Source organism: Lacrimispora sp. (assembly GCF_032078915.1).
GTDB lineage: Bacteria > Bacillota > Clostridia > Lachnospirales > Lachnospiraceae > Lacrimispora.
Genome location: NZ_DAMAUN010000028.1, coordinates 1 through 23,039 on the forward strand (window position 1 = coordinate 1; position 23,039 = coordinate 23,039).

The window sequence follows — 23,039 nt, forward strand, 5'->3', positions numbered from 1 at the left end:
CCTGCGCCCTCTCCGCCTTTTCCGCCATGGCAGAGGAGGCGGCTTCCGGAAGAATCCCCAGGCATTCTTTTGTTTTCATCGGTACTGTTGATGAAGAAGATTTCATGCGGGGAGTTGAGGATGTGATAAAAGAAGGCTGGGTGACGGAAAAAAGCTTTGTTCTGGATACAGAGCCAACAAACGGGCAGATCCAGGTTGCCCATAAAGGGCGTACCTGGTTTGAAGTCACCGTTACCGGAGTGACCGCACATGCGAGCACTCCCTGGAAGGGGGCCGACGCTATTGCCGCTATGGCCGAGATCATAGCTTCCATACGCCGCCGGATCGGAGAATGCCCCTCTCATGAGGATCTGGGCATATCTACCGTCACATTCGGCCAGATCCAAGGAGGATACCGCCCGTATGTGGTTCCTGACCAATGCAAGGTCTGGATCGATATGCGCCTGGTACCTCCCACAGATACAGCTGCTGCCATCTCCATTGTGGAACAGGCCATCCGGGAAGCTGCGATCGCTGTTCCGGGGATCACAGCTTCTTATGAAATCACAGGAGACAGGCCTTTTATTGAAAAGGATGAAAACTCCTGTTTATTAAAAGCCCTGAAAGCCGCAGCAGAGAAAACCACAGGAAAAACGGTCCCTGTTTCCTATTTCCCTGGATACACCGACACCGCTGTTATCGCAGGAAAGCTTCACAATCCCAACTGCATGTCCTATGGTCCCGGTGATCTGGAACTGGCCCATAAGCCGGATGAATTTGTCCCCTGTGAAGATATCTTAAGATGCGAGGAGGTGCTCACCAGACTGGCACGCTCCATTCTTTTCTAGTTATTTTCTGCCGGGCCCGGAACTGAAATGAACCCAACATGTCAAAAAACCAACATGGAGGGTTCATTTTATGTAAAAGAATAGGAACGGGAAATAAACACCCATCGACCAACAGCTACTCTAATTCAACACCTTTTAGATATAATTGCTGCAGAATAAAATCATTTATTCGATTATTAATCTCCGTTTTATCATATAAGCCATTACAAATATCATAAAACGCACTTACACTAATCTCACAAACAATTTTTTTACTTCCTCTTTTCCGTTCAAACTGGAAAACTCCATCATCATAAAATATTGTATAATCCTCATTGCTCTCTAGTCCTCTTAAACAATTCCTTATACTCTTATTTCTGTAAGTACCAGGAAATAAATGCCAAGTTCTACCCATTATATCTTTCACCTCCATATTAATATTATATACTAAGAATTGCCGAAAGAAAGAATATATTACCTACAAATTTCGATATTTTTTTCTCATTAATAGAATTCTTCTACAGGTCATCCTTTCTTTCACTTGTTATTTTGTGTTATATATGAAATAATAAAGTCAATCGGGTATTTGTAATCCGCTTCGCTACTAGCTCACAGCGCGCCCGGCTTCACCGGGCATAACCTCATAGCTTCTAACGCAGTTTGTCAGAAGAGGCTTGCCCCCTTCTAAGTCCCCGCCCGGAGGTCCACAATGAAACATATTACAATATCAAAATTACAAGAATACATCAAGGATAAAGATCATCACCCAGACCTTAAAAAAGATTATTTTCTAAAGCTATCAGAAGAAGTTGGAGAGCTCGCCCAAGCAATACGCAAGAACACAACTCCTGCCAAGGAAACTTCTTTTAAGGGCAGCATTGAAGAAGAACTCTATGATGTCCTGTACTATACTCTTGCTATCGCTAACATATATGATATTGATCTGGAAACATGGATACCTGTTAAAGAGCGTTTAAACGATGAAAAATATGGAACTCACAATGCAGACAAACTCTTTTCAAATTAATTGGCATGGACTCCTCTGAATAATTCTCCTAATTGGTCAAATTTATGTCACTCGTTATGTAATAACTATTATTTTTCAAATAGTTCATGAGGGCGAGTCCAGATTTTTTTGCAATTGTAACTACACCTGATTTTTCTACGCAAAAGATTGAATTAAGAAAATCTTCATAATCTATTCAAACAATATACAAACTTTTCTAGAGTCGGTGTGTTATACTAATACCATAAGAAATGCACAATGTATCAAATATCCTTTCACCCTTTTTGAAATCCGAAAATCCTAAGAAAAATCTCCCCTGTGTCATGTGGCACAGGGATTTTTCTGCCCAAATTAAGAAAAAACACGGTTGTGAGTAAAAAACAGGAGAGAAATTTCCTGAATCCCAGGAAACTGTCTCTCCTTCATTTTTAATTTCTTACGAAAATATTAATATTTCATATCCTTCAGCACGTCGCAAAAATCAAAGGTGGCAAAATAATCCTTGGGAGTCTCGGCCCTGCGAATCATCTGAACAGATCCATCTTCTTTTAAGAGAAGCTCCGCAGACTTCAATTTCCCGTTATAATTATATCCCATGGCAAAGCCATGAGCTCCTGTATCGTGAATGAAAAGCAGATCACCCACGGATATCTCAGGCAGGTTCCGGTCAATGGCGAATTTGTCATTATTTTCACAGAGAGAGCCCACCACATCATATTTATGGCCGCACACCTCACCCTCTTTTCCCATAACAGTGATATGATGGTAAGCCCCATACATGGCCGGTCTCATCAAATTGACCGCACAGGCATCCACGCCGATGTATTCCTTGTGGGTATGCTTCTCATGAATGGCCCTTGTTACCAGTCCGCCGTAAGGCCCAAGCATGAAGCGTCCAAGCTCTGTGTAAATTGCCACATCTCCCATTCCTTCCGGTACCAGAACTTCTTCATATACCGCTCTGACTCCTTCACCGATGGCCTTGATGTCATTGGACTCCTCCCCCGGACGGTAAGGAATTCCGATTCCTCCTGACAGGTTAATGAAAGAGATATGGGCTCCCGTCTCCTTTTTAAGCTTTACCGCAAGCTCGAAAAGCACCTTTGCAAGAAGAGGATAATATTCATTGGTTACCGTGTTGCTTGCTAGAAATGCATGAATTCCGAAGTTTTTGGCTCCATTGCTTTTCAATATGCGGAAGGCCTCAAACATCTGCTCGGTCGTCATCCCATATTTGGAGTCTCCCGGATTATCCATAATGTCATTGCTGATCTTAAATATGCCGCCCGGATTATAACGGCAGCTAATGGTCTCCGGAATATGCCCGATGGCTTTTTTAAGAAAGTCAATATGGGTAATGTCGTCCAGATTGATGATGCCGCCGATTTTGTCCGCATACTGGAATTCCTCGGCAGGCGTGTCATTGGATGAAAACATGATATCAGAACCGGTAAAGCCAAGGCAATCAGACATCATAAGCTCTGTCATGGATGAACAGTCGGCTCCGCACCCATAATCCTTTAAAATATTCAGGATAAATGGATTGGGCGTGGCCTTTACCGCAAAATACTCCCGGTACCCTTTATTCCAGGAAAACGCCTCCTTTAACTTCTGGGCATTCTCCCTGATTCCCTTTTCATCGTATAAATGAAAAGGCGTTGGATATTCTCTCGCGATTTCTTCTAACTTTTCCCTAGTAACAAATGGTCTCTTGTCCATAGCTTTCCTCTCCTCTCGTAGCTTACCATATGCAAAAAGAGCCTGTCTCCGGCACATCTGCTGTAAGCTACATTGTACCGGGGATAGACTCCTTTGTCTACACTTTTCTTGTATAATTATTCATAGCAGGGGGTAATCCGCAGTGTACGCTTGCAAAATCTGCGGTTTTACCCGCTCACGGGCATCCCTTAATCTACGGTTACGACCCTCATGATGTTGGTATGAGCTGCCGGCTCATTTTTTCTCACCGGATTCACCACACCGGCAGTAACCACTACCGTTTCATTTTCCTTTACAATACCTTTTGACTTTAACAGTTCCATGGAGGAATAAATCAAAACGTCAGTGGATTCCGCACGTTTTCCATGGAGTGGCTTTACGCCCCAGTATAGCTGCATCTGGCGAAGGGCGGAAGCACTTGGAGACAGACCGATGATCAGGCTTTCCGGTCTCCATTTGGATAACATCCTTGTAGTGAAGCCAGTGATGCTTGGCGCAACGATCACACTGGCTCCCAGATCATGAGCCGTGGAAACGGAAGAATAACATACTGCATTGGATACATTATGCACATTAACAGCAGAAACCTTGCGCTCTCTGTATGCGCTGTAATCCAGATGCTTTTCTGTCTCCTCTACGATGGAAGCCATCATGGAAAGAGCTTCAACCGGATATTTACCCATAGCGGTCTCGCCGGAAAGCATTACTGCATCTGTTCCGTCATAAACTGCATTTGCCACGTCCGTTACCTCTGCTCTGGTTGGGCGGGGATTGCGGATCATGGAATCCAACATCTGGGTTGCCGTAATAACAGGTTTGCAGGCTTCGTTGCATTTTTCGATAATACTCTTCTGAATGAACGGAACCTCCTGGGCCGGGATCTCAACTCCCATGTCGCCGCGGGCAACCATGATGCCGTCGCTGGCTTCGATGATATCATCCAGATTTTCAATACCTTCTGCATTTTCGATCTTGGCAATAACGGCCATGTTGGAACCATGCTCATCCAGGATTTTCTTGATTTCGCAAATGGCATCAGCGGTACGTACAAAAGAAGCCGCAATGAAATCAAAGCCCTGCTCGATACCAAATTTTATGTCCATTTTATCCTTATCGGTAAGCGCTGGAAGCTTTACCTTAACATTAGGAACATTGACGCCTTTTCTCTCTCCCAGCTCGCCGCCGTTAATGATCTTGCAGGTTATTTCCTTACCCTTTACCTCGATGACTTCCAGTTCAATCAGACCATCGTCAATGAGGATACGGTTTCCTGGGATTACATCTTCATTCAGGCCATCATAATTAATATGTCCTTTTGTTTCATCTCCAACGATTTCCTCTGTTGTCAGGATATAGATTTCTCCCTCTTTTAAAATCACTTTTTTTCCGTCCTTCAAAAGTCCGGTACGGATCTCCGGTCCTTTTGTATCAAGAAGTGCTGCAATCGGAAGATCAAGTTCCTCACGAATGCTCTTCAGTAAATTAAGGCGCATCTTCTGCTCCTCGTAATCACCGTGTGAGAAGTTGAATCTGGCAACATCCATGCCGTGCTCGGCAAGTGCCTTCATCATTGCGTAATCGTTGGTATTAGGTCCCATGGTGCAAATAATCTTGGTTCTCTTCATCGTTATCCTCCGTAGCTAGTTGGTCGTATCACCGGTTGTGGGGTTGGACGGTGTTACATGTTTATGTGTATATAAATGCTCAGAACAGTATTCATAACTGCCTTCGCATTTTGAACAATAACGGAATTCCAGGTTTGGGGAGTCCTTTTCTGTCCGCCCGCAAACGGCACACCGGTGGTGTGTCCATCCCTGGGGCTTTATTTTCGTCTGCTTATTAAAATTTTGCTTTCTCTTGATCTCTTTCGGATTGAACCGGCTTAAATTCCTCGTCAAAATAAAAAAGATGATAAAGTTCAATAAGGACATGAATATCGTGACTCTGGTCGCTATATTGCCAGTGATAAAGCCATACAGGAAATAGATTCCGTTAAAGATGGCCAGCCATTTGGCTTTTATGGGAATCACGAAAAACAAAAGGAATTCCAAATCCGGAAATGTGGCGGCAAAGGCAAAGAACAGGGAATAATTGAGAAATTCCGTTGTCAGATAAACCGTCTTTCCCATGAAAATATACACGATCAGCGCCGCCGCCACATGACCGATGACTCCCATGAAGAAATAGACATTAAAACGGAATGCTCCCCAGATCCTCTCTAAATTTACTCCCAGCATGTAATACAAATACATGCTGATCAGGCTTAAGAAAGTGCCGCCTCCCGGCGGGTAAATCATAAAAGTGGCGATTCTCCACACCTGGCCGCTAAGTATCTTCCCGGCGTCAAGGGACAGGTACTGCCAGTAAAATCCCGGTGCAAGCATCTCCATTAAGAGTCCTACACCATACATGCCGATGATATAGTACATCAGATTCGGAATCGCATACTTTCTGAATCTGTGTTCAAAATTATTAAAAAAATTCATGCTTTCCTCATTTCTGCCCACGCCTTTTGGGCATAAAGGTATACCCGAAGGGTGTTTCCTCTTTTCTGCTAAAGCTAAAACAGATCCTTTTTAGAAAAAATCCACGCTACAATCAGCGTCAGGGCCAGGGTCAGACCTAAAACGATGATAAAGCCATGAGGATTATCCGCAAAAGGCATGCCAAGGGAATTAACATTCATTCCGTAAAAGCTTGCCACCATAGTTGGTATGGACATAACAATGGTGATGGTTGCCAGAAACTTCATTACAATATTTAGGTTATTGGATATGACGGAAGCAAAGGCATCCATGGTCCCGCTTAAAATCCCGCTGTAGATGTTTGCCATCTCGATCGCCTGCTTGTTTTCTACAATGACATCCTCCAAAAGCTCCGTATCCTCAGGGTACTTCTTGATTTTTTCATTTCTCATCAGTTTTTCAAGCACCATCTCATTGGAGCGTAAAGATGTGGTAAAGTATACAAGGCTCTTTTCCAGTTCCAAAAGCTCGATAAGTTCACGGTTCTTAGTGGATTTATGAAGCTTCTCTTCCACCTCCCCGCTCTTTTTATCAATAATCCTTAAATATTGCAGATACAAAGATGCATTCTTATAAAGAATCTGCAGGATAAACCGGGTTTTCATATAAGTGTGGAAATCCCTCACCCTGCCGTCCATAAATGCATTAAGAACTGTGGTTTCTTCCAGACAGACTGTAATGATTGCATCTTCAGTCGTTATGATACCCATTGGTATGGTAACATACCAGTCCTTGCCGCCGCGTTCCTCTATGGTGGGAACGTCTACCAGGATAAGCGTGTAATGATCCTCCGTCTGGATACGGGAACGTTCTTCCTCATCAAGAGGAGCCCTTAAGTCATCGGGATCGATTTTACAGGTGTTAGCGATTTCCAGGATCTCTGTGGCAGTAGGATTTGTAAGGGCGATCCAGGAACCGGGAGAAAGCTCATCCTTTTGCTGAATCAGGCCGTCTTCTGTTTTATAAATCTGAATCATAGCATTTCTCTCTTTCACTGAAAAATCTAAATAAAAACGTTGGCAGACTTTGACTTATACATTATAATTTCCCAGGCCATTTTTGTCAAATGAAATGGAACCCCTTTTCGTTAACTTAAACAAATTTTACTAGAATTAACATTTTTTTAGCATGTTATGGCAATTGTATTATTTCTTATTTTATGTTAAACTGATGTTCGGTGAGTCAGCAACTTACTTTTACACAAAAGGAGGCAGGGGATACCCCGCACATATGATTACATATAACACATTAGGAATCGATATCGGTTCAACAACGGTTAAAATCGCTGTATTAAACGAAGACCATGAGATCTTGTTCGCTGATTATGAGCGGCATTTTGCAAACATACAGGAAACACTGGCAGGCCTTTTAAAGAAGGCCTTTGATAAGTTGGGCCCTATGGAATTACGCCCTGCCATCACAGGCTCTGGTGGATTAACTCTGTCCAAACATTTAAAGGTTCCCTTTGTCCAGGAGGTAGTATCGGTCGCAACCTCTCTTAAGGATTATGCCCCGCAGACCGACGTGGCAATCGAACTCGGCGGAGAAGATGCAAAAATTATTTACTTCACCGGCGGCATTGACCAGCGTATGAACGGGATCTGTGCCGGCGGCACCGGATCCTTTATCGATCAGATGGCAGCGCTTTTACAGACCGATGCCTCCGGATTAAATGAATATGCTGCCAATTATAAAGCCATTTACCCCATTGCCGCGCGCTGCGGCGTATTTGCTAAAACGGACATCCAGCCGCTCATCAATGAAGGGGCCACCAGGGAAGATCTTGCTGCTTCCATTTTTCAGGCAGTGGTAAATCAGACCATCAGCGGACTGGCATGCGGAAAGCCCATCAGGGGCCATGTGGCCTTCTTAGGCGGCCCGCTCCATTTCCTTCCGGAGCTTCAGAAGGCATTTGTCCGCACCCTCCATTTATCCGGGGATGAGATCATCGCTCCGGAGCATTCCCACTTATTTGCTGCCATCGGTGCGGCCATGAATGCAGAGGAAACACAGGGAGGAGATGTCTCACTGGAGGAAATGATCGGACGCTTATCTTCCGGCATCCGGATGGAATTCGAAGTAAAACGCATGGAACCCCTGTTTGCGGATCAGGCTGATTTTGACGCATTCATAGACCGTCACAACAGCCACTGCGTAAAAACGGGTGATTTATCCTCCTACCATGGAAAATGCTTTTTAGGAATCGATGCAGGCTCCACCACCACAAAGGTGGCTCTTGTAGGCGAAGACGGTACCCTGTTATATAAATTTTACAGCAGCAACAACGGAAGCCCGCTTGCAACAGCGATCCGGGCCATGGGCGAAATCAAGGAACAATTGCCAAAGGACAGCCAGATCGTATGGTCCTGTTCGACTGGATACGGAGAAGCCCTCTTAAAATCAGCGTTCCTGCTTGATGAAGGAGAGGTGGAGACAATCTCCCACTACTATGCGGCAGCCTTCTTTGAACCAAAGGTTGACTGCATCCTGGATATCGGCGGTCAGGACATGAAATGCATCCGCATTAAAAACGGCACCGTGGACAGCGTTCAGCTAAACGAGGCATGCTCCTCGGGCTGCGGCTCCTTTATTGAAACCTTTGCCAACTCTCTAAACTACCAGGTAGAGAATTTTGCAAAGGAAGCCATATTTGCCAAGAACCCCACCGACTTAGGGACCAGATGCACGGTATTCATGAATTCCAACGTAAAGCAGGCCCAAAAGGAAGGGGCCGAGGTATCCGATATTTCTGCAGGGCTTGCTTATTCAGTCATTAAAAACGCCCTGTTTAAAGTAATAAAAATTACAAATGCTTCTGATCTTGGCCAGCATGTGGTGGTCCAGGGCGGTACATTCTATAACAATGCCGTTTTAAGAAGCTTTGAAAAGATTGCAGGCTGTGAAGCCATCAGGCCTGATATTGCGGGCATCATGGGAGCCTTTGGCGCTGCTCTTATCGCAAGAGAACGCTATGAGGAATCCAAAACGACCACCATGCTGAGCCTGGATAAAATTCTGGGGCTGCATTACGAAACCTCTATGTCCCGCTGCAAGGGCTGTACCAACAACTGTGTACTTACCGTTAACCGTTTTGACGGAGGTCGTCAGTTTATCACGGGAAACCGCTGTGAACGAGGTCTTGGTAAAGAAAAAGCAAAGAGGGAAATACCAAACCTCTTTGATTATAAAAACCGCCGTATGTTTGATTACGAGCCCCTTAGCCCGGATCTTGCAGAGCGGGGCACCGTCGGCATTCCCAGGGTCCTAAACATGTATGAAAACTACCCCTTCTGGGCTGTTTTCTTTAAGGAACTGAAATTCCGGACCGTGCTCTCCCCTCAGTCTACCAGAAAGATCTATGAGCTGGGCATTGAATCCATACCAAGCGAATCGGAATGCTATCCGGCAAAAATCGCCCACGGACACATTGAATGGCTGATCAAGCAGGGAATTAAAACCATATTTTATCCCTGCATTCCCTATGAACGGAATGAAACTCCTGGTGCCGGAAACCATTTTAACTGCCCCATTGTCACCTCTTACGCAGAGAACATCAAGAACAACGTGGAAGGTATTAAATCGGAAAACATCCGCTTTTTGAACCCGTTCATGGCTTTTACCAACGAAGAAATACTAACCGGACGCCTGACAGAGGTATTTGCAAAGGAATTCCAGATTCCGGCGTCTGAAGTTGCCGCCGCCGCTGGGAAGGGCTGGGCCGAACTTATGGCTTCCAGGTCCGATATGGAGAAAAAGGGCGAGGAAACTTTAAAGTGGCTGGAGGACAACGACCGACATGGTATCGTGCTGGCTGGCCGCCCCTATCATGTGGATCCGGAAATCAACCATGGCATCCCGGAGCTTATCACCTCCTATGGATTTGCAGTGCTTACGGAGGATTCCATATCCCATCTGGCTGAAATTGAACGCCCTCTGGTGGTTACTGACCAGTGGATGTACCACACCAGACTTTACCGGGCCGCCGCTCTTGTAAAAAAAGAGAGCCGCCTGGACTTGATCCAGCTGAATTCCTTTGGCTGCGGTCTGGATGCAGTTACCACGGACCAGGTTAATGACATCTTAACCGGCTCCGGCAAGATCTATACAGTTTTAAAGATCGATGAGGTCAATAACCTGGGTGCTGCCAGGATCCGCATCCGTTCCCTGATTGCGGCACTTCGGGTGCGGGACAAACGCCACTACGAGCAGAAGGTAGTTTCCAGCGCTTATCATAGGATTATGTTTACCAAAGAGATGAAGAAGGATTATACCATCCTGTGCCCTCAGATGTCCCCCCTTCATTTTGATTTAATAGAACCTGCCATCCGCTCCTTTGGCTACCGGGTGGAAGTCCTTCAAAACGACAACCGCTCTGCCGTTGACACCGGGTTAAAATACGTAAACAACGATGCCTGCTACCCGTCCCTAATCGTGGTGGGCCAGATCATGGATGCACTTCTTTCCGGTAAATACGACTTGGACCGCACTGCGGTGTTCATGAGCCAGACCGGAGGCGGATGCCGGGCTTCCAATTATATCGGCTTCATCAGGCGTGCCCTGGAGAAAGCTGGTATGGGCCATATCCCGGTCATTTCCGTCAATGCAAACAACATGGAGACGAACCCGGGATTCACCATCACTTTGCCCCTGCTGACAAAAGCCATGCAGGCAGTGGTATACGGCGACGTCTTTATGAGAGTTTTATATGCGACACGTCCCTATGAGAAGGTGCCCGGTTCCGCCAATTCCCTTCATGACAAATGGAAAGAGCTGTGCATCGAATCCCTGTCCAGGAAATCCCCGGACATGATGGCCTTCTCCCGTAACATCAAGGGAATCATCAGAGATTTTGACAATCTTCCAAGAAACGTCGTTCAGAAGCCCAAGGTAGGAATCGTAGGAGAAATCCTTGTTAAGTTTTCTCCTCTGGCTAACAATAACATTGTAGAGCTTCTGGAATCAGAAGGTGCGGAAGCTGTTATGCCGGATCTGATGGACTTCCTTTTATACTGCTTCTACAACAATAACTTTAAGGCCCAGAATTTAGGCGGCAAAAAAACCACCGCAGTCTTATCCAATATGGGAATCTCCCTGTTGGAATATTTCCGCAGGACTGCAAAGAAGGAGCTGTTAAAGAGCAAACACTTCACAGCCCCGGCCCATATCGGAAATCTGGCGGATATGGCAAAGGATTTTGTATCCATCGGAAACCAGACCGGCGAAGGTTGGTTTTTGACCGGAGAAATGCTGGAGCTGATCCACAGCGGCACCAACAATATCGTGTGCACCCAGCCCTTTGGCTGCCTCCCCAACCACATCGTTGGAAAGGGCGTCATTAAAGAGCTGCGGAAAGCTTATCCTGATTCCAATATCATTGCCGTGGATTATGATCCCGGCGCAAGCGAGGTAAACCAGTTAAACCGCATCAAGCTGATGCTCTCCACTGCCCAGAAAAATATGCGCAGAGGGGAAAATCCATCAGAAACGGAGTAATTTAAAGATACCGGGAAGAGACGAACGATCTTCCCGGTATTTTTTTATTTCCCTTCACCTGAGTACATTCTTTGATTCATATCTTTATATCTTCTAAATCTTTAATCTCCTGGACAGACAGCTCCTGTATGCCAATATCCTGGATGCGGCCACCAAAGAAATGGGTGATTCCTATGGAGCTGCATAACCTCCGGATCTATTCAACCCGGATAAAATAACTTTACGATATCCTAACGGCAACTTATACAAAAAACTTCTGTATAAAATATGCATTTTGTACTAATTGTCAAATCTCTGCACTAAGTAGAGTGAAGCAAATTGTTCTTTATTTTGCCCAGTAATGTTGTTATACTACATAACATAAGCAATACATTGTGATATTTACGGTTAATTCATGAAATTATTCAGATTAATCGGTCGTTTTGCATGGTACCTGGAGTAAGGAAGCATTACGGGAAAAGGGGGATGCTGGTGTTCACAAGCAGGGAAATTCAAATAGCAGGCAAAATACTGTCCGCCAAAGGCAGCATTCGAATCAAGGATTTAGCTGACGAGTTCCAGGTAAGCCCCCGGACCGTCCAATACGATTTAGAAAATATAAAGTTATTTTTTAAGAAACAAGGCATTGAATATTGTTCAAGCCCCGGCAAAGGCATTTGGGTGAATTGTATGAAACAGCAGAGAGAGCATGCCCTTGCCGAACTTTCACAGCAGCAGAAAATAAACATCCATCTGAGCCAGGAAACCCGGGTCAGGCATATTTTGCTGCAGCTTCTGTTCAGCGAAGGTTATATTACAGCAGGCGGACTTGCGGAGGAGCTTAACATAAGCCGCGGTACAATCTTAAGCGACATGGACTATGTGAATGTTTTTCTTGAGGGCAGCGGACTGTTATTTAAAAGGCAGGTGCGTCTCGGCTACCGTTTAGACGGCTCGGAAATCGCCCTGCGCTCCCTGGCGGAAAAGCTTTTGCGCGACAGCATGTCAGTTTATGATATCTACAAAATGATAGGAAGGATAAAGGACGGTATCTCAAAGGATACGCCGCCCTTACAGTTAGACGGAGTCGCTGCCGGTGATTATCAGGTAGTTGAGGATGTAATGATCCATGCATTCCGCGACCATGGTTCGTTGCTTTTGGAGGAAAATATCGTAATCATGGTGACCCGCCTGTTGGTCAGCCTGTCCAGAGTCCGCATAAAAAGATACATCGGGGATTCCATGCAAGAGGCTTCAAAGGATGAGAGCCGGCTTGATCTTTTTTGGCACGAGGTCTATGAAAAAAACGGTCTTCCCGCATTGCAGGATGAATTCGATTATGTACAGGGACGTTACCAGAAAACGCAAATGCAGGTAGATATTGCTGGGTTAAGTGTGGACCTGATACAAAAGGTCAGTATCATGGAGAGTTTTCCGTATTATGAAGACAATACGCTGTATTCTAGACTTTTAAACCATCTGCGCCATGATCTTTCCCATATGTTTTCAACCGAAAAAATTGATACTGATCGTAACCCCTTTCATGACCTGATTATCAAAAACCACTACCAGCTCTATAAGAGCATAAGGACCGTATGCAGGCATCATATTGATGATGCGTATCTGTTTCCCAATGAATCTTTTATTTCATATCTTGCGCTGCATTTTCTGGTGGCACAGAAAAATTTGGGTGTCGGGCGGAAAATGAGGGTCGTGTTCGTGTGTGCTACGGGACGGGGAGCGGCAAAGCTTATAGAGAGAATGCTGGAAGCTGAGATCCGGCGCCTGGAAGTCGTAAAGCACTGCTCTCTTTCGGAGGTAAATGAAGTGGTGGAGCACGCGAAGCCTGACTTTATCATAAGCATATTTCCCATTGAAGCAACGGTGCCTGTGATAGTTGTGGAACCCCTTCCAACAAAGGCGGATATTGAGTCCATCCGTAAGCTTATTGACGACCGGACGGAAGATAATGAGATTCTCAACAGCAGCCAGCCCGTTGCCCTGAGCATGGACAGCAACAAGCAGGAGGAGGTTTCCCAGGAAGTTATTTTGGTGGGCTTAAAAATATATGCTGCACTTCAAGAAAATCCCGTTTACGTAGTAAAGCAAGGTCTGGAACTCGCTTTTCTTGCACACGTCATGCTGCTTGCAAACCGCTATGTATTCGACAAGCAGTTTACCGCCAAATCCAAAGTGGAACGGCCTTTAGACTGCCTTATCAAAAGCAGGTTGTCTGAAATTGGCATCTTCTTAACCCTTGATGAAATTCAGGCGCTCACTTATTACTTTAAGGAACAAGGAGAGATCATATGACAAATACCATGATTATCAAACATGCAGGGGTAATCGATCCTTCAGCTGGTAAAACCCAAAAGAGGGATTTATGCATCTTAGACGGACGCTTTGCTGAGATGCCGGACAGGATCGAGGATATTCCTGTATTTGATGCCGCCGGCTGCTATGCTGCGCCGGGTTTTGTAGACAGCCACGTCCATGTTTTTGAAAACCATGCCCCTATTTCCATTCCTGCGGATCAAATCGGCATACGTCAAGGCGTACACACGGTCGTTGACGCAGGAAGCACAGGTGTGAGGGATTACGACTTTTTTGAAAAGGAAATCATAAACAAAAACAGCACTGATGTCCGATTCTTTTTAAACATTGCCCGCAGCGGTCTTTGCGGCGGACTAAGCGAGCTTGCCGACATGGATGACTTAATGACACCGGAGGAGCTTTCGCGCTTTCAGAAGCAGCATGGAAGTCATATATTGGGTCTTAAGGTCCGGATGAGCGGTTCCGTGGTAAAGGAAAATGAAATCCAGCCCCTCGTCTATGCCCGTGAGCTTTCCGACAAATCGGGTCTGCCGCTTATGATACATATAGGAAACCAGCCGCCAAAGCTTAATGAAGTTCTTGATTTGCTCCGCCAGGGAGATATCGTAACCCACTGCTTCCATGGTAAGGCAGGCGGTGTACCGGATTACCCCAGAGAATTTGTTTCAGCCGCAAGCAGGGGAGTAAGGTTTGACGTGGGCCACGGCTCGGCAAGCTTCTCTTCCGATACGGTTTTACGGGTCATGGGCATATATCCGGTTGATTTTACAATATCCACAGATCTATACAGCAGAAATTTTGAAAGCCCGGTCGGCAGCCTTATGGACACAATGACAAAATTCCTGCCCTATGGCTTTACGGTAGAGGATCTGGTACGCCGGGTAACAGATTTGCCCCGTAAATTCTTAGGGCTCTCTCCCGCCGCTGTTAAGGTGGGAGAACCTGCAGACTTAACAATTTTTAGAATCAATCAGGGGGCAAAGGGACTTGTGGACTCCGAAGGCAAGGCGATAAGCGTAACCCGGTATTTTGAGCCGGTTGCTGCAATTATGAAGGGAAAGAAGGTGTGGGGCAATGGGTTTTGGTTTTAAAATGGATGATGACATCCGTCAAATCATACAGGCTTGCAAAAAACCCGAAAAAGCTCAGGCGATCATTGAATGGCTGGCAGAAAGATGCCGGACAGACGGTATTCCGTTTGAAGATTACAGATGGAAGTCACTGGTAAACCATGTATGTGCAATGATTGACCGCAGCTTAACGGGCGAGATTCTCGACATCGACCCCGAGTTGTTTCGGGATGTATCTGCCGATTCCATCATGCTGTCTAAGAATATTGTGGATGTTGTCGGGGGAATTGCGGACGAGGAAAAATACCTGCTGTCCATCCATTTTGAAGGAGTCAAAGAAAGCATATAGCATAAAAAGGAGGTAAAGGATTATGGAACAAATTGTAGTAGTTATCGGAGACCGCCTGGGCAAGGGACAGAACGTGGCAAAGGGTGTTGAATCGGCGGGTGGCCGCGCCGTGGTTATTCCCGGTGTGGGCGCTGACATGAGGCTTGGCGACGTAATGAAAAAGGAAAATGCGGATATCGGCATATCCTTCTGCGGAAGCGGAGGCGCCGGAGCGATCACAGCCCAATCGAAGTACGGATATCCGGCAGAGCACGGAATGCGCTCGGTCGATGAGGGCGTAACGGCCCTTAGGAACGGAAAGCGTGTTTTAGGCTTTGGGTTCATGGATATCGAAGAACTGGGACGCAGGCTGACAGAAGAAATGACAAAAATAAAGGGGTAGATCATTGTGACAAAGCCAATAACCGAAGAAAGGGAAAGACTTTTGCAAATCGAAGGCAGAGGCCAGACTAAGGAGCAAGCCTTAAGCGCAGCGTTTTCTAACTTAAAAAAAGAGGTTGGCGGCACCCCGCTGCGCATAGAACCGCTTGATGTAGAGGTTTTGGAGGCCGAAGAAATACAGTATACAGAGCGTTTTCTGTTCCTGTTTTTTAGGAGAACCCGATTCGAATACTTTTTGCGGCTGAGCGTACGGGTACGGGTGGTATGTATAAAAATGGAAAGCATACCCTTTAAGCTAAAAACGAACAAATCAATTTTCCGGTAAGATCTTTAAAGTCAGGAGGAATGTTATGTTAATGATAATACTATTCAAATCACTTATCATCGGTGGTTTGGCTGGAATCGGTATAGGAGCCGGTGCCGCGCGTATGTTCCATGCGCCGTCCGTGCAGGGTATGGGAGCGTTCCGTACCCTGGGAGAGCTAAATGCCTGCGAAGGCGACCCTATCTCCCACTTTTCGTTTGGTTTGGGATTTTTCTTCAATTCATGGGCATCCGTCGTAGGCGCAGGTGCTCTTACACAGGACATTGATCACCGCATTATACCGAACTGGGCAGCCGCAGCCCTGATGATTAAAAACAAAAATGTGGAGGAAACCCTTCACGACCCTCGTAAAATGGCACTGGCAGGCGGAGTCATCGGCGCAGTTATCGTTGCATTTTTAAATACCACAGCAGTTGCGGTTCCGGCCTCAGTACAGACCATCGCAGTTGCGGTTTTAGTTCCTGCTGCCAACCTGCTTATAAATCCTGTCATGCCGGTAATTTTCTGGCTGGCTGCTTTGGATGCAGGCAGGCGTTCTGGTATCTGGGGTACTGTCCTTGGCGGACTTGCACAGGTCATCATGGGCAACGCAGTTCCGGGCGTAGTACTTGGTATTCTTATAGGCAAGGGAGTGGATGACAGTGGATGGAACAAGGTGACAAAGGCTTTGCTTGCGGCAGTCTTTATTCTGTTTGCACTTAGCGCATTCTTCCGCGGCGTGGATTTGAAGCTCATTACACAGATGAATCTTGAAGTTCCGGGCTGGCTGACAAACTTACACGGCGTATTTGGAATGACGAAATAGGGAGGGAGTATTTAAATGTCTGAAACAAACAAGAAAGCAGATGGTAAAAAAGGACTTTTTGGCCTTGAAAACTTCTGGTATGCTGACTGGTCATTTCCGATCTTTGTAGGTCTTCTTGCAGCAGCTATCTTTGCCGGAACACATATGTATGTGACCTATGGCGTAGGCGCATTTAACGATGTATCAGTTGTTGCTATGCTGAAAGCAGGACTGGAAGACAGCACTGCCCTGGGTGCGGCTGCGGCTTTTGGAGCAAGCTTTTTATTCGCCCGGGTACTGGAAGGTTCGCTGGTAGGCATCCTTGATATCGGCGGAGCTTTGCAGACCGGTATTGGAATCGGTGTTCCGGCCATTATGCTGGCATCGGGCATAACTGCTCCGTTAAACAGCTTCCCGCTCTCACTGATCATCGGCGGGGTTTTGGGGGTTATTGTGGGCACAGTAGTCGTACTTATTAAAAAGCTTACGGTTGGCCGGGCAAATTCTACCTTTGGCGCAGATGTAATGATGGGCGCCGGGAATGCATCGGGACGTTTCCTTGGGCCTTTGCTTGTTATCTCAGCGTGCAGTGCATCAGTACCCATCGGCATCGGTTCCATCATAGGCGCCGGAGTTCTTTACGCCCTTAAAAAACCAATCGCCGGCGGCGCGATTATCGGTGCCATGATTATGGGGATCTTCTTCCCGCTGCCACCGGCTTAGTCGGAATCCCCGCTGACAGCGGGACTTCTGACTCTTGCAGCAGTCGCCAAATGGACATGCCTGCATGTCCGCTTGGCTCGTTGCCCGCAGAAATGAAGAAAAGGAGCGATGATATGAACATTTACACCAAGTCTGGGCTTCGGGAGGTCATAAATGCCAACGGTAAGATGACCATACTCGGTGCCAGTGCAGTGAGCGAGTCCGTTGTAAAGAGCGTGGGGAGTGCGCTCCGGAATTTTGTTGTCATTGAAGAGCTAATGGACCACGCCGGCAGAGTTATCGCTCAGAAAACCGGAGCTGAGGACGGCTGCCCCACCTGCGGGGCAGCCAGCGGCCTGGTAATTGCCACGGCAGCCTGCATTGCAGGCAGCAATCTGGGACTTATCGAGCGTATTCCTGACACCGTGGGCCTTAAAAATGAGATCATACTCCAAAAGGGCCAATCCATAAACTTTGGAGGCAGCATAACACAGATGCTGCATTTAGGCGGTGGAGTTCCGGTGGAAGCCGGCTGTTCAAATAAGGTGGAACGTGACAACATAGAATCAGCGATTAACGAGAACACCGCGGCTTTACTCTATGTAAAAAGCCACCATGCAGTGCAAAAAGGCATGCAGAGCATCGAATCTATGCTAGAGCTTGCAATAAAATATCAACTGCCGCTTATCATCGATGCTGCTGCGGAAGAAGATCTTTGCAAATATGTTTCTATGGGCGCAGATTTGGTATTATACAGCGGAGGTAAGGCTTTGTCCGGACCGACGTCCGGTCTGATTGCCGGCAAATCCTCTTATATTGCAGCATGTAAAATGCAGTATAAAGGTGTCGGCCGTGCAATGAAGGTTTCAAAAGAAGCTATGATGGGCCTCATTACAGCCCTTGAAATGTATGACCCGGCCCAGAGCAATCCGGAGGGCCAGAAAAAGCGCATGCAGCGTATGTGCGACGAGCTTACACAGGTAAAAGGACTTAAGTGCCGGGTAGCGCAGGATGAAGCTGGACGGGAAATTTACCGCACTGAAATCCATGTGGGTTCCGAAACGGGCATGAATGCTGCAAAGCTCAATGAACTGTTAAAACAAGGAGACCCCGCGATTTATGTTCGCGACTACTATGTAAATCAGGGCATTCTGTCCGTTGACCCCCGTCCGCTGTTTGACGGACAGGAGGAAATTATTATTGACCGCATAAAGAGCTGTCTTTTGGAGGGGTAACGCATGTCAATCAATATCTATTATAACGTTTTAGCAAAAGATTTGGAGAACGCCGTAGAAATCAGCCGTTTTGCTCCGGAACGCACGTTGGTTGGAGTGATGGTTAAAAACTTTGCCACCGACGACGAAGCCGTTGCAAGAGTAGAAGAATTTAAGGCATGCGGCGTACGTGCTTCGGTTGGCTTAGGCGGGGGAGATCCCGCTATGTGGAAGCGTGTGGCCGATGTTTCGGTCCGCACATGTCCGTTCCATATCAATCAGGTCTACCCTGCCGCGGGCTACACAATGGGACGCCTGCAGGAGATTCATAAAAGTGAGTTCATTGTAAACTCATTGATCGAACCTGCCGGTGAGCCTGGCATGGTTTACATGGCTACCGGAGCCATAAGCTCCCAGAAGAAAGAGCCTGTAAGTGCTGAGCTTGCCGCTAAGCTTATGGCTGATATCGGCTTGCCATCGGTTAAATTCTATCCCATCGGCGGATTAAAACGTCTTGATGAGCTGAAAGCCATGGTTCGTGCCGCAGTAAACCAGGGCATAACCATATTTGAGCCAACGGGCGGAATCGATATGGAAAATGTGCACGAAATTGTACGTGCCTGTATTGATGGCGGCGCTACGACCATTATTCCCCATCTTTATACATCACTGGTTGATCCGGAAACCGGAAAAACAAATCCCAGATATCTGGAACGGCTGGCGAAAATGAGCTGGTAAGCTGTACCGCGAAAAAACCGAGGAGGTCTAGTCAATATGAGAACCATCGTCTACACGATCAAGGATGAATTAGGCATACATGCCCGGCCGGCAGGGTTACTTACAAAGCTGGCAAAGAATTTTAAAAGCAAAGCCATGATTGGAAAACCCGAAAAAATGGTGGAGGCTTCCAACATTATCGGCATTATGAGCCTGGGTATCAGGCAGGGTGAAGAAATCACCGTCACATTTGAGGGGGAGGATGAGGCGGAAGCTGCAGCCACCATGGAAGAGTTTTTGTCGGATAATCTTTAAAATAAAGGTGTGATGGATTACCTCCCTTGAATCCATGTTTGAAAATGTTAAGGACAGGCTTGTATTTTTCTTTCGGATAAAAAATGATCTGAAAGAAAAATACAAGTCTGCCCTTTTGCCGATAAATGTGTGAATGTACTTCTAAGGTATCCGGAAAATCAAAAGTTTTCCCCTGGTTTTCATCATATGGCGAGAATGGAATCCACGCACTGGTTCTTCACAGCATTTTTCAGTTCAAAGCAATAATCATGCAGATCGGCCTTTAGATAATCACCCAATTCTTCCAGTCCATCATACCCGGACTGAACCAGTTCATCAACCAGTCCTTTCATCTCCTGTTCCAAGGAAGCTGCATTGTTTTGGTTTACATAATTTATCAACCGATCCAGTTCCCCTGGGGAATATCCCTCTATATTAACCCTCTTACCTGCCATCCGGCAGCCCAGAATATTCCGCAGCACAATGCCTGCAAGGTTGATGAGCAATTCCCCCTGATCTGGGGAATAGGCTCTCAGCACATGGAGAACATACTCATCTGGTAATTTTCCAAGGAAAACCTGTTCCAGACTGACACATTTCACAAAAGCGCTTATGACATCAATCCCCTGCAAAGAATACACTGGATACAAAACCGGATAATCCAGCGTAAGCATGTGATTCTGAGGCTGGAAACGGGGATCATAATACAAAAAGAAAGAGGGGATCCCTTTGACAAATGTATCGTAATAACACCGGTTTTCATAATACTTAAAATCCGGTATTATTTTGTTATACAGAATCTGGGTTTCCTTCACGTTCCTTAGCACCGTCTCATATCCCAGGCCATAAACCATTTTTGCCGCCGCCTTCTCATCAATCGTAAGAAGCTCCTGCCTTTTTTCCGCATCTGCTTCGTACTCATGGATACAGTACAAAACAGCTTCCATGAGCTGCCTTGCTTTTTCATAGGTAATGGAAGTACTTTCCTTTCCCGTATATTTATCTGCTAATTCCGCCACGATTGGCATTAACTCTTCCGTCTCAAAACTCATCGTCTTCTTCCTCATACAGATCTAATCCTAAGCGGACCCGTCTGGCAAAAGCCTCCAATCCGGTGTCCTCCAGATGATCAAGAGAGCCCTGGCATGGTCCGTCAAACTGGTCCTTCATAAATTCGATCAGTTCATCATCGGTAATTTCATCCATTGATTCATTTTTATATAGGTAGAACATATCCTGAAGCCTTCCCAGGGAATCCACGTAATTATCCTGATAAATATACGGGGAATCACAAAATGCAAAAATCAGTTTCGGAAGGATCCCCTCCCCGAATTCCACCCGTTCCTGCTCCTTTAATGCACTTTTCCTCTCCCCAATCAGCAGAGATGCCTCCTCATCCGTTAAAACAAGGCCAAACTTTTTTGTATAATCATTGGCCGCTTTTACCCTGGCAATCTGAAATCCGTCATTCGCAGTCTGTAGCCACTTCCCATCATCCATAAAAAACCCTCCAATCTTCTGATAGATACAAAGTCTACTCCAGACTGGGCAAAATAACAAGACTTGAAAAAAAGTCAATTTTGTGGTATGATTATTGCATAAGAGATAGGAATTCCTGTCTCTTTTTTTCTATTTTTCTGCTCTTTTTGGCCCAGGCTGTCTCTGATTCCAATTCTCTATTTCCAGCTCCAGGAATAGCTTCCAGAATATGGTGAGATTACGGTTTTCTTAAATTCTCCGGCTTTTCTTACGCATTCTTACGCCTTTTTTACATCACTTGACCTTAGACCTACTCCATGGTTTAAAGTCATTCCATCAGCAAGACCTGCTGACAAAGTAACAAAAAGGGTTCTTATGAAAGGAGAACAAACATGAGAAAACAGAAACTTAGATGGCTTATTCCCTGCGCTGCAGCGATTTTTACCATAGGTGCATCCATGACCTCCTTTGCCGCACAGGGTTGGGCACAGGAAAATGACACCTGGGTATACTACGATTCCAATGGAGACGTATCTACCGAATCCTGGCGCAAGTCCGGTGACAACTGGTTCTATCTGAATGAAGATGGCGAGATGGCTACCAGCAGCTTAATCGAATCCGATGACAATTACTATTATGTAAATTCATCAGGAGCCATGGTTACAAATGAATGGCGTGAAATTACTGCCGACCAGGATGAAGAAGATGCTCCCGATACTTATTGGTACTACTTTGGAAGTAACGGAAAAGCCTTTAAAGCTCCTACTTCAGGAAAGACCTCCTTTAAATCCATAAAGGTTGCTAACGGAGAGTCCCATAACTATTCCTTTGATTCAGAGGGCAGAATGCTGTTTGGCTGGGTCAATGATGAATCCACACGCCAGACCGGTGACGACGCCTGGAAGGACGGAACCTATTACTTAGGCGATTCCTCTGACGGCGCTCAGGCAAACGGCTGGAAATCCATCGAAGTAGAAGATTCAGATAATGAAAAAGATAACTTTAACGGAGCCTACTGGTTCTATTTCGGTACCAACGGCAAGAAGGTAAAGGATACCACCAAGACCATCAACGGCCAAAAGTACCGCTTCAATGAAAACGGAGCCGCTGAATCCGAATGGTATGAAATGGCATCCGCTTCAACAGCAAGCTCTGCAAACCAATATTACAATCTCCCAGAACAGTGCTGGCTTGCAAAAGGCTGGTTCAAGACCGTTCCAGGACCAGAGCTTGATCAGGAAGCTTATGATGACGATACAGAATACTGGTTCTACGCTTCCACCAGCGGACAGCTGACAACAAGCCAGATCAAGTCCATTAACGGTTTAAGCTATGCGTTCAACGAAAAGGGCGAAATGCTTCAGGGCCTTTATAAGCTGACTTTTGAATCAGGTAAGACCATCGCGACCTACGACGAGATCGAAACTGAAAGCGATTTCCCTGCAGCAGATGATGCCGCAGAGGTTTACTACTTCGGTACATCTCCTAAGGAAGGCGCTATGTCAACCGGCAAGACAACCATTGATATTGACGGCGAGAAATACACCTACAACTTCCGCAAGGCTGGAAGCAACAAGGGTGCCGGCTACAATTCCATCACAGATGACAGCATCTACGTACAGGGAAGACTCATCAAAGCTGACAAAGATGAAAAATATAAAGTAGTGGAATACAATGAGAAAGAGTACTTAGTCGGAACAAGCGGAAAGCTTGCAAAGAGCAAGACAAACATTCAGGATGGCGACGGTAAATACTACAAGACCAACAGCGACGGAACCATCAAAGAATCCAGCTACGAAAAGATTAAATAAATCCATATAAAAAGGGCGGCAGCATTGGAAACTCCATGCTGCCGCCCCTTT

21 protein-coding genes are annotated in these 23,039 nt (G+C 46.1%); 14 read left to right on the forward strand and 7 right to left on the reverse strand.

Annotated elements, in window-relative coordinates:
- Positions 1–827, forward strand: an 827-nt coding sequence (locus RT269_RS12710; RefSeq protein ID WP_313183104.1) for a M20/M25/M40 family metallo-hydrolase, incomplete at its 5' end; no start/stop codon positions are given.
- A gap of 115 nt (positions 828–942) precedes the next feature.
- Here the strand turns inward: RT269_RS12710 and RT269_RS12715 are convergent.
- The gene (locus RT269_RS12715) at positions 943–1,221 is read right to left on the reverse strand and encodes a hypothetical protein (protein WP_313183105.1); all 279 of its coding nucleotides are present in this window, start codon (positions 1,219–1,221) and stop codon (positions 943–945) included.
- Positions 1,222–1,515: 294 nt separating this feature from the next.
- Between RT269_RS12715 and RT269_RS12720 the strand changes: the two genes are divergently transcribed.
- On the forward strand, positions 1,516–1,833 hold the full coding sequence (locus RT269_RS12720) for a MazG nucleotide pyrophosphohydrolase domain-containing protein (RefSeq protein ID WP_313183107.1): 318 nt from the start codon (positions 1,516–1,518) through the stop codon (positions 1,831–1,833).
- Positions 1,834–2,259: 426 nt separating this feature from the next.
- On the opposite strand, the gene RT269_RS12725 is transcribed toward RT269_RS12720, so the two are convergent.
- The 4 genes from RT269_RS12725 to RT269_RS12740 all read right to left on the reverse strand — a co-directional run bounded on the left by RT269_RS12725 (position 2,260) and on the right by RT269_RS12740 (position 7,033).
- Positions 2,260–3,531 (reverse strand): diaminopimelate decarboxylase, encoded by a 1,272-nt coding sequence (locus RT269_RS12725; protein WP_313183109.1) that lies wholly within the window; start codon positions 3,529–3,531, stop codon positions 2,260–2,262.
- Between the two features lie 188 nt (positions 3,532–3,719).
- Positions 3,720–5,156, reverse strand: a complete 1,437-nt coding sequence (gene pyk / locus RT269_RS12730; RefSeq protein ID WP_313183111.1) for a pyruvate kinase — start codon at positions 5,154–5,156, stop codon at positions 3,720–3,722.
- A 15-nt stretch (positions 5,157–5,171) separates the two neighbouring features.
- A complete protein-coding gene (locus RT269_RS12735) occupies positions 5,172–6,017 on the reverse strand; it encodes a hypothetical protein (RefSeq protein WP_313183113.1) in 846 nt (281 codons plus the stop codon).
- 74 nt (positions 6,018–6,091) lie between these two features.
- On the reverse strand, positions 6,092–7,033 hold the full coding sequence (locus RT269_RS12740) for a magnesium transporter CorA family protein (RefSeq protein WP_313183115.1): 942 nt from the start codon (positions 7,031–7,033) through the stop codon (positions 6,092–6,094).
- A 253-nt stretch (positions 7,034–7,286) separates the two neighbouring features.
- On the opposite strand from RT269_RS12740, the gene RT269_RS12745 reads away from it, so the two are divergent.
- The 11 genes from RT269_RS12745 to RT269_RS12795 all read left to right on the forward strand — a co-directional run bounded on the left by RT269_RS12745 (position 7,287) and on the right by RT269_RS12795 (position 19,719).
- Positions 7,287–11,549, forward strand: a complete 4,263-nt coding sequence (locus tag RT269_RS12745; RefSeq protein WP_313183117.1) for an acyl-CoA dehydratase activase-related protein — start codon at positions 7,287–7,289, stop codon at positions 11,547–11,549.
- Positions 11,550–12,020: 471 nt separating this feature from the next.
- Positions 12,021–13,841 carry a BglG family transcription antiterminator gene (locus RT269_RS12750; RefSeq protein WP_313183118.1) on the forward strand — a complete coding sequence of 607 codons (1,821 nt, stop codon included), beginning with the start codon at positions 12,021–12,023 and terminating at the stop codon, positions 13,839–13,841.
- On the forward strand, positions 13,838–14,953 hold the full coding sequence (locus RT269_RS12755; RefSeq protein ID WP_313183120.1) for an amidohydrolase/deacetylase family metallohydrolase: 1,116 nt from the start codon (positions 13,838–13,840) through the stop codon (positions 14,951–14,953). The genes RT269_RS12750 and RT269_RS12755 overlap by 4 nt, the downstream gene beginning before the upstream one ends.
- Complete coding sequence (locus RT269_RS12760; RefSeq protein ID WP_313183122.1) at positions 14,937–15,281, forward strand: hypothetical protein; 345 nt, start codon at positions 14,937–14,939, stop codon at positions 15,279–15,281. The genes RT269_RS12755 and RT269_RS12760 overlap by 17 nt, the downstream gene beginning before the upstream one ends.
- Before the next feature lie 22 nt (positions 15,282–15,303).
- Positions 15,304–15,663 carry a glycine-rich SFCGS family protein gene (locus RT269_RS12765; protein ID WP_313183123.1) on the forward strand — a complete coding sequence of 120 codons (360 nt, stop codon included), beginning with the start codon at positions 15,304–15,306 and terminating at the stop codon, positions 15,661–15,663.
- A 6-nt stretch (positions 15,664–15,669) separates the two neighbouring features.
- Complete coding sequence (locus RT269_RS12770) at positions 15,670–15,987, forward strand: DUF4312 family protein (protein ID WP_313183125.1); 318 nt, start codon at positions 15,670–15,672, stop codon at positions 15,985–15,987.
- Positions 15,988–16,012: 25 nt separating this feature from the next.
- Positions 16,013–16,792, forward strand: coding sequence for a DUF4311 domain-containing protein (locus RT269_RS12775; protein ID WP_054790046.1), 780 nt, complete (start codon positions 16,013–16,015; stop codon positions 16,790–16,792).
- A gap of 15 nt (positions 16,793–16,807) precedes the next feature.
- Positions 16,808–17,494, forward strand: coding sequence for a DUF4310 family protein (locus RT269_RS12780; RefSeq protein ID WP_313183127.1), 687 nt, complete (start codon positions 16,808–16,810; stop codon positions 17,492–17,494).
- 113 nt (positions 17,495–17,607) lie between these two features.
- Complete coding sequence (locus RT269_RS12785) at positions 17,608–18,708, forward strand: DgaE family pyridoxal phosphate-dependent ammonia lyase (protein WP_313183129.1); 1,101 nt, start codon at positions 17,608–17,610, stop codon at positions 18,706–18,708.
- Positions 18,709–18,711: 3 nt separating this feature from the next.
- Positions 18,712–19,425, forward strand: a complete 714-nt coding sequence (locus tag RT269_RS12790; protein WP_313183130.1) for a KDGP aldolase — start codon at positions 18,712–18,714, stop codon at positions 19,423–19,425.
- 36 nt (positions 19,426–19,461) lie between these two features.
- Positions 19,462–19,719, forward strand: coding sequence for an HPr family phosphocarrier protein (locus RT269_RS12795; protein WP_313183131.1), 258 nt, complete (start codon positions 19,462–19,464; stop codon positions 19,717–19,719).
- Positions 19,720–19,901: 182 nt separating this feature from the next.
- On the opposite strand, the gene RT269_RS12800 is transcribed toward RT269_RS12795, so the two are convergent.
- Positions 19,902–20,750, reverse strand: coding sequence for a DUF6179 domain-containing protein (locus RT269_RS12800; RefSeq protein ID WP_313183133.1), 849 nt, complete (start codon positions 20,748–20,750; stop codon positions 19,902–19,904).
- A complete protein-coding gene (locus RT269_RS12805; protein WP_313183135.1) occupies positions 20,740–21,198 on the reverse strand; it encodes a DUF6323 family protein in 459 nt (152 codons plus the stop codon). Before RT269_RS12805 ends, RT269_RS12800 begins: the two co-directional genes overlap by 11 nt.
- 371 nt (positions 21,199–21,569) lie before the next feature.
- Here RT269_RS12805 and RT269_RS12810 point away from each other — a divergent pair, with 371 nt between their 5' ends.
- Positions 21,570–22,988, forward strand: coding sequence for a cell wall-binding protein (locus RT269_RS12810; RefSeq protein WP_313183137.1), 1,419 nt, complete (start codon positions 21,570–21,572; stop codon positions 22,986–22,988).
- Positions 22,989–23,039: the final 51 nt, after the last annotated feature.

Excerpts from the sequence above, each read along its gene's own strand:
- RT269_RS12780 (WP_313183127.1), top strand. The coding sequence starts at position 16,808 with ATGTCTGAAACAAACAAGAAAGCAGATGGTAAAAAAGGACTTTTTGGC.
- RT269_RS12735 (WP_313183113.1), bottom strand. The coding sequence starts at position 6,017 with ATGAATTTTTTTAATAATTTTGAACACAGATTCAGAAAGTATGCGATT.
- RT269_RS12740 (WP_313183115.1), bottom strand. The coding sequence starts at position 7,033 with ATGATTCAGATTTATAAAACAGAAGACGGCCTGATTCAGCAAAAGGAT.
- RT269_RS12755 (WP_313183120.1), top strand. The coding sequence starts at position 13,838 with ATGACAAATACCATGATTATCAAACATGCAGGGGTAATCGATCCTTCA.
- RT269_RS12795 (WP_313183131.1), top strand. The coding sequence starts at position 19,462 with ATGAGAACCATCGTCTACACGATCAAGGATGAATTAGGCATACATGCC.
- pyk (WP_313183111.1), bottom strand. The coding sequence starts at position 5,156 with ATGAAGAGAACCAAGATTATTTGCACCATGGGACCTAATACCAACGAT.
- RT269_RS12790 (WP_313183130.1), top strand. The coding sequence starts at position 18,712 with ATGTCAATCAATATCTATTATAACGTTTTAGCAAAAGATTTGGAGAAC.
- RT269_RS12785 (WP_313183129.1), top strand. The coding sequence starts at position 17,608 with ATGAACATTTACACCAAGTCTGGGCTTCGGGAGGTCATAAATGCCAAC.
- RT269_RS12760 (WP_313183122.1), top strand. The coding sequence starts at position 14,937 with ATGGGTTTTGGTTTTAAAATGGATGATGACATCCGTCAAATCATACAG.
- RT269_RS12720 (WP_313183107.1), top strand. The coding sequence starts at position 1,516 with ATGAAACATATTACAATATCAAAATTACAAGAATACATCAAGGATAAA.
- RT269_RS12775 (WP_054790046.1), top strand. The coding sequence starts at position 16,013 with ATGTTAATGATAATACTATTCAAATCACTTATCATCGGTGGTTTGGCT.
- RT269_RS12800 (WP_313183133.1), bottom strand. The coding sequence starts at position 20,750 with ATGAGTTTTGAGACGGAAGAGTTAATGCCAATCGTGGCGGAATTAGCA.
- RT269_RS12715 (WP_313183105.1), bottom strand. The coding sequence starts at position 1,221 with ATGGGTAGAACTTGGCATTTATTTCCTGGTACTTACAGAAATAAGAGT.
- RT269_RS12745 (WP_313183117.1), top strand. The coding sequence starts at position 7,287 with ATGATTACATATAACACATTAGGAATCGATATCGGTTCAACAACGGTT.
- RT269_RS12805 (WP_313183135.1), bottom strand. The coding sequence starts at position 21,198 with ATGGATGATGGGAAGTGGCTACAGACTGCGAATGACGGATTTCAGATT.
- RT269_RS12725 (WP_313183109.1), bottom strand. The coding sequence starts at position 3,531 with ATGGACAAGAGACCATTTGTTACTAGGGAAAAGTTAGAAGAAATCGCG.
- RT269_RS12765 (WP_313183123.1), top strand. The coding sequence starts at position 15,304 with ATGGAACAAATTGTAGTAGTTATCGGAGACCGCCTGGGCAAGGGACAG.
- RT269_RS12810 (WP_313183137.1), top strand. The coding sequence starts at position 21,570 with ATGAGAAAACAGAAACTTAGATGGCTTATTCCCTGCGCTGCAGCGATT.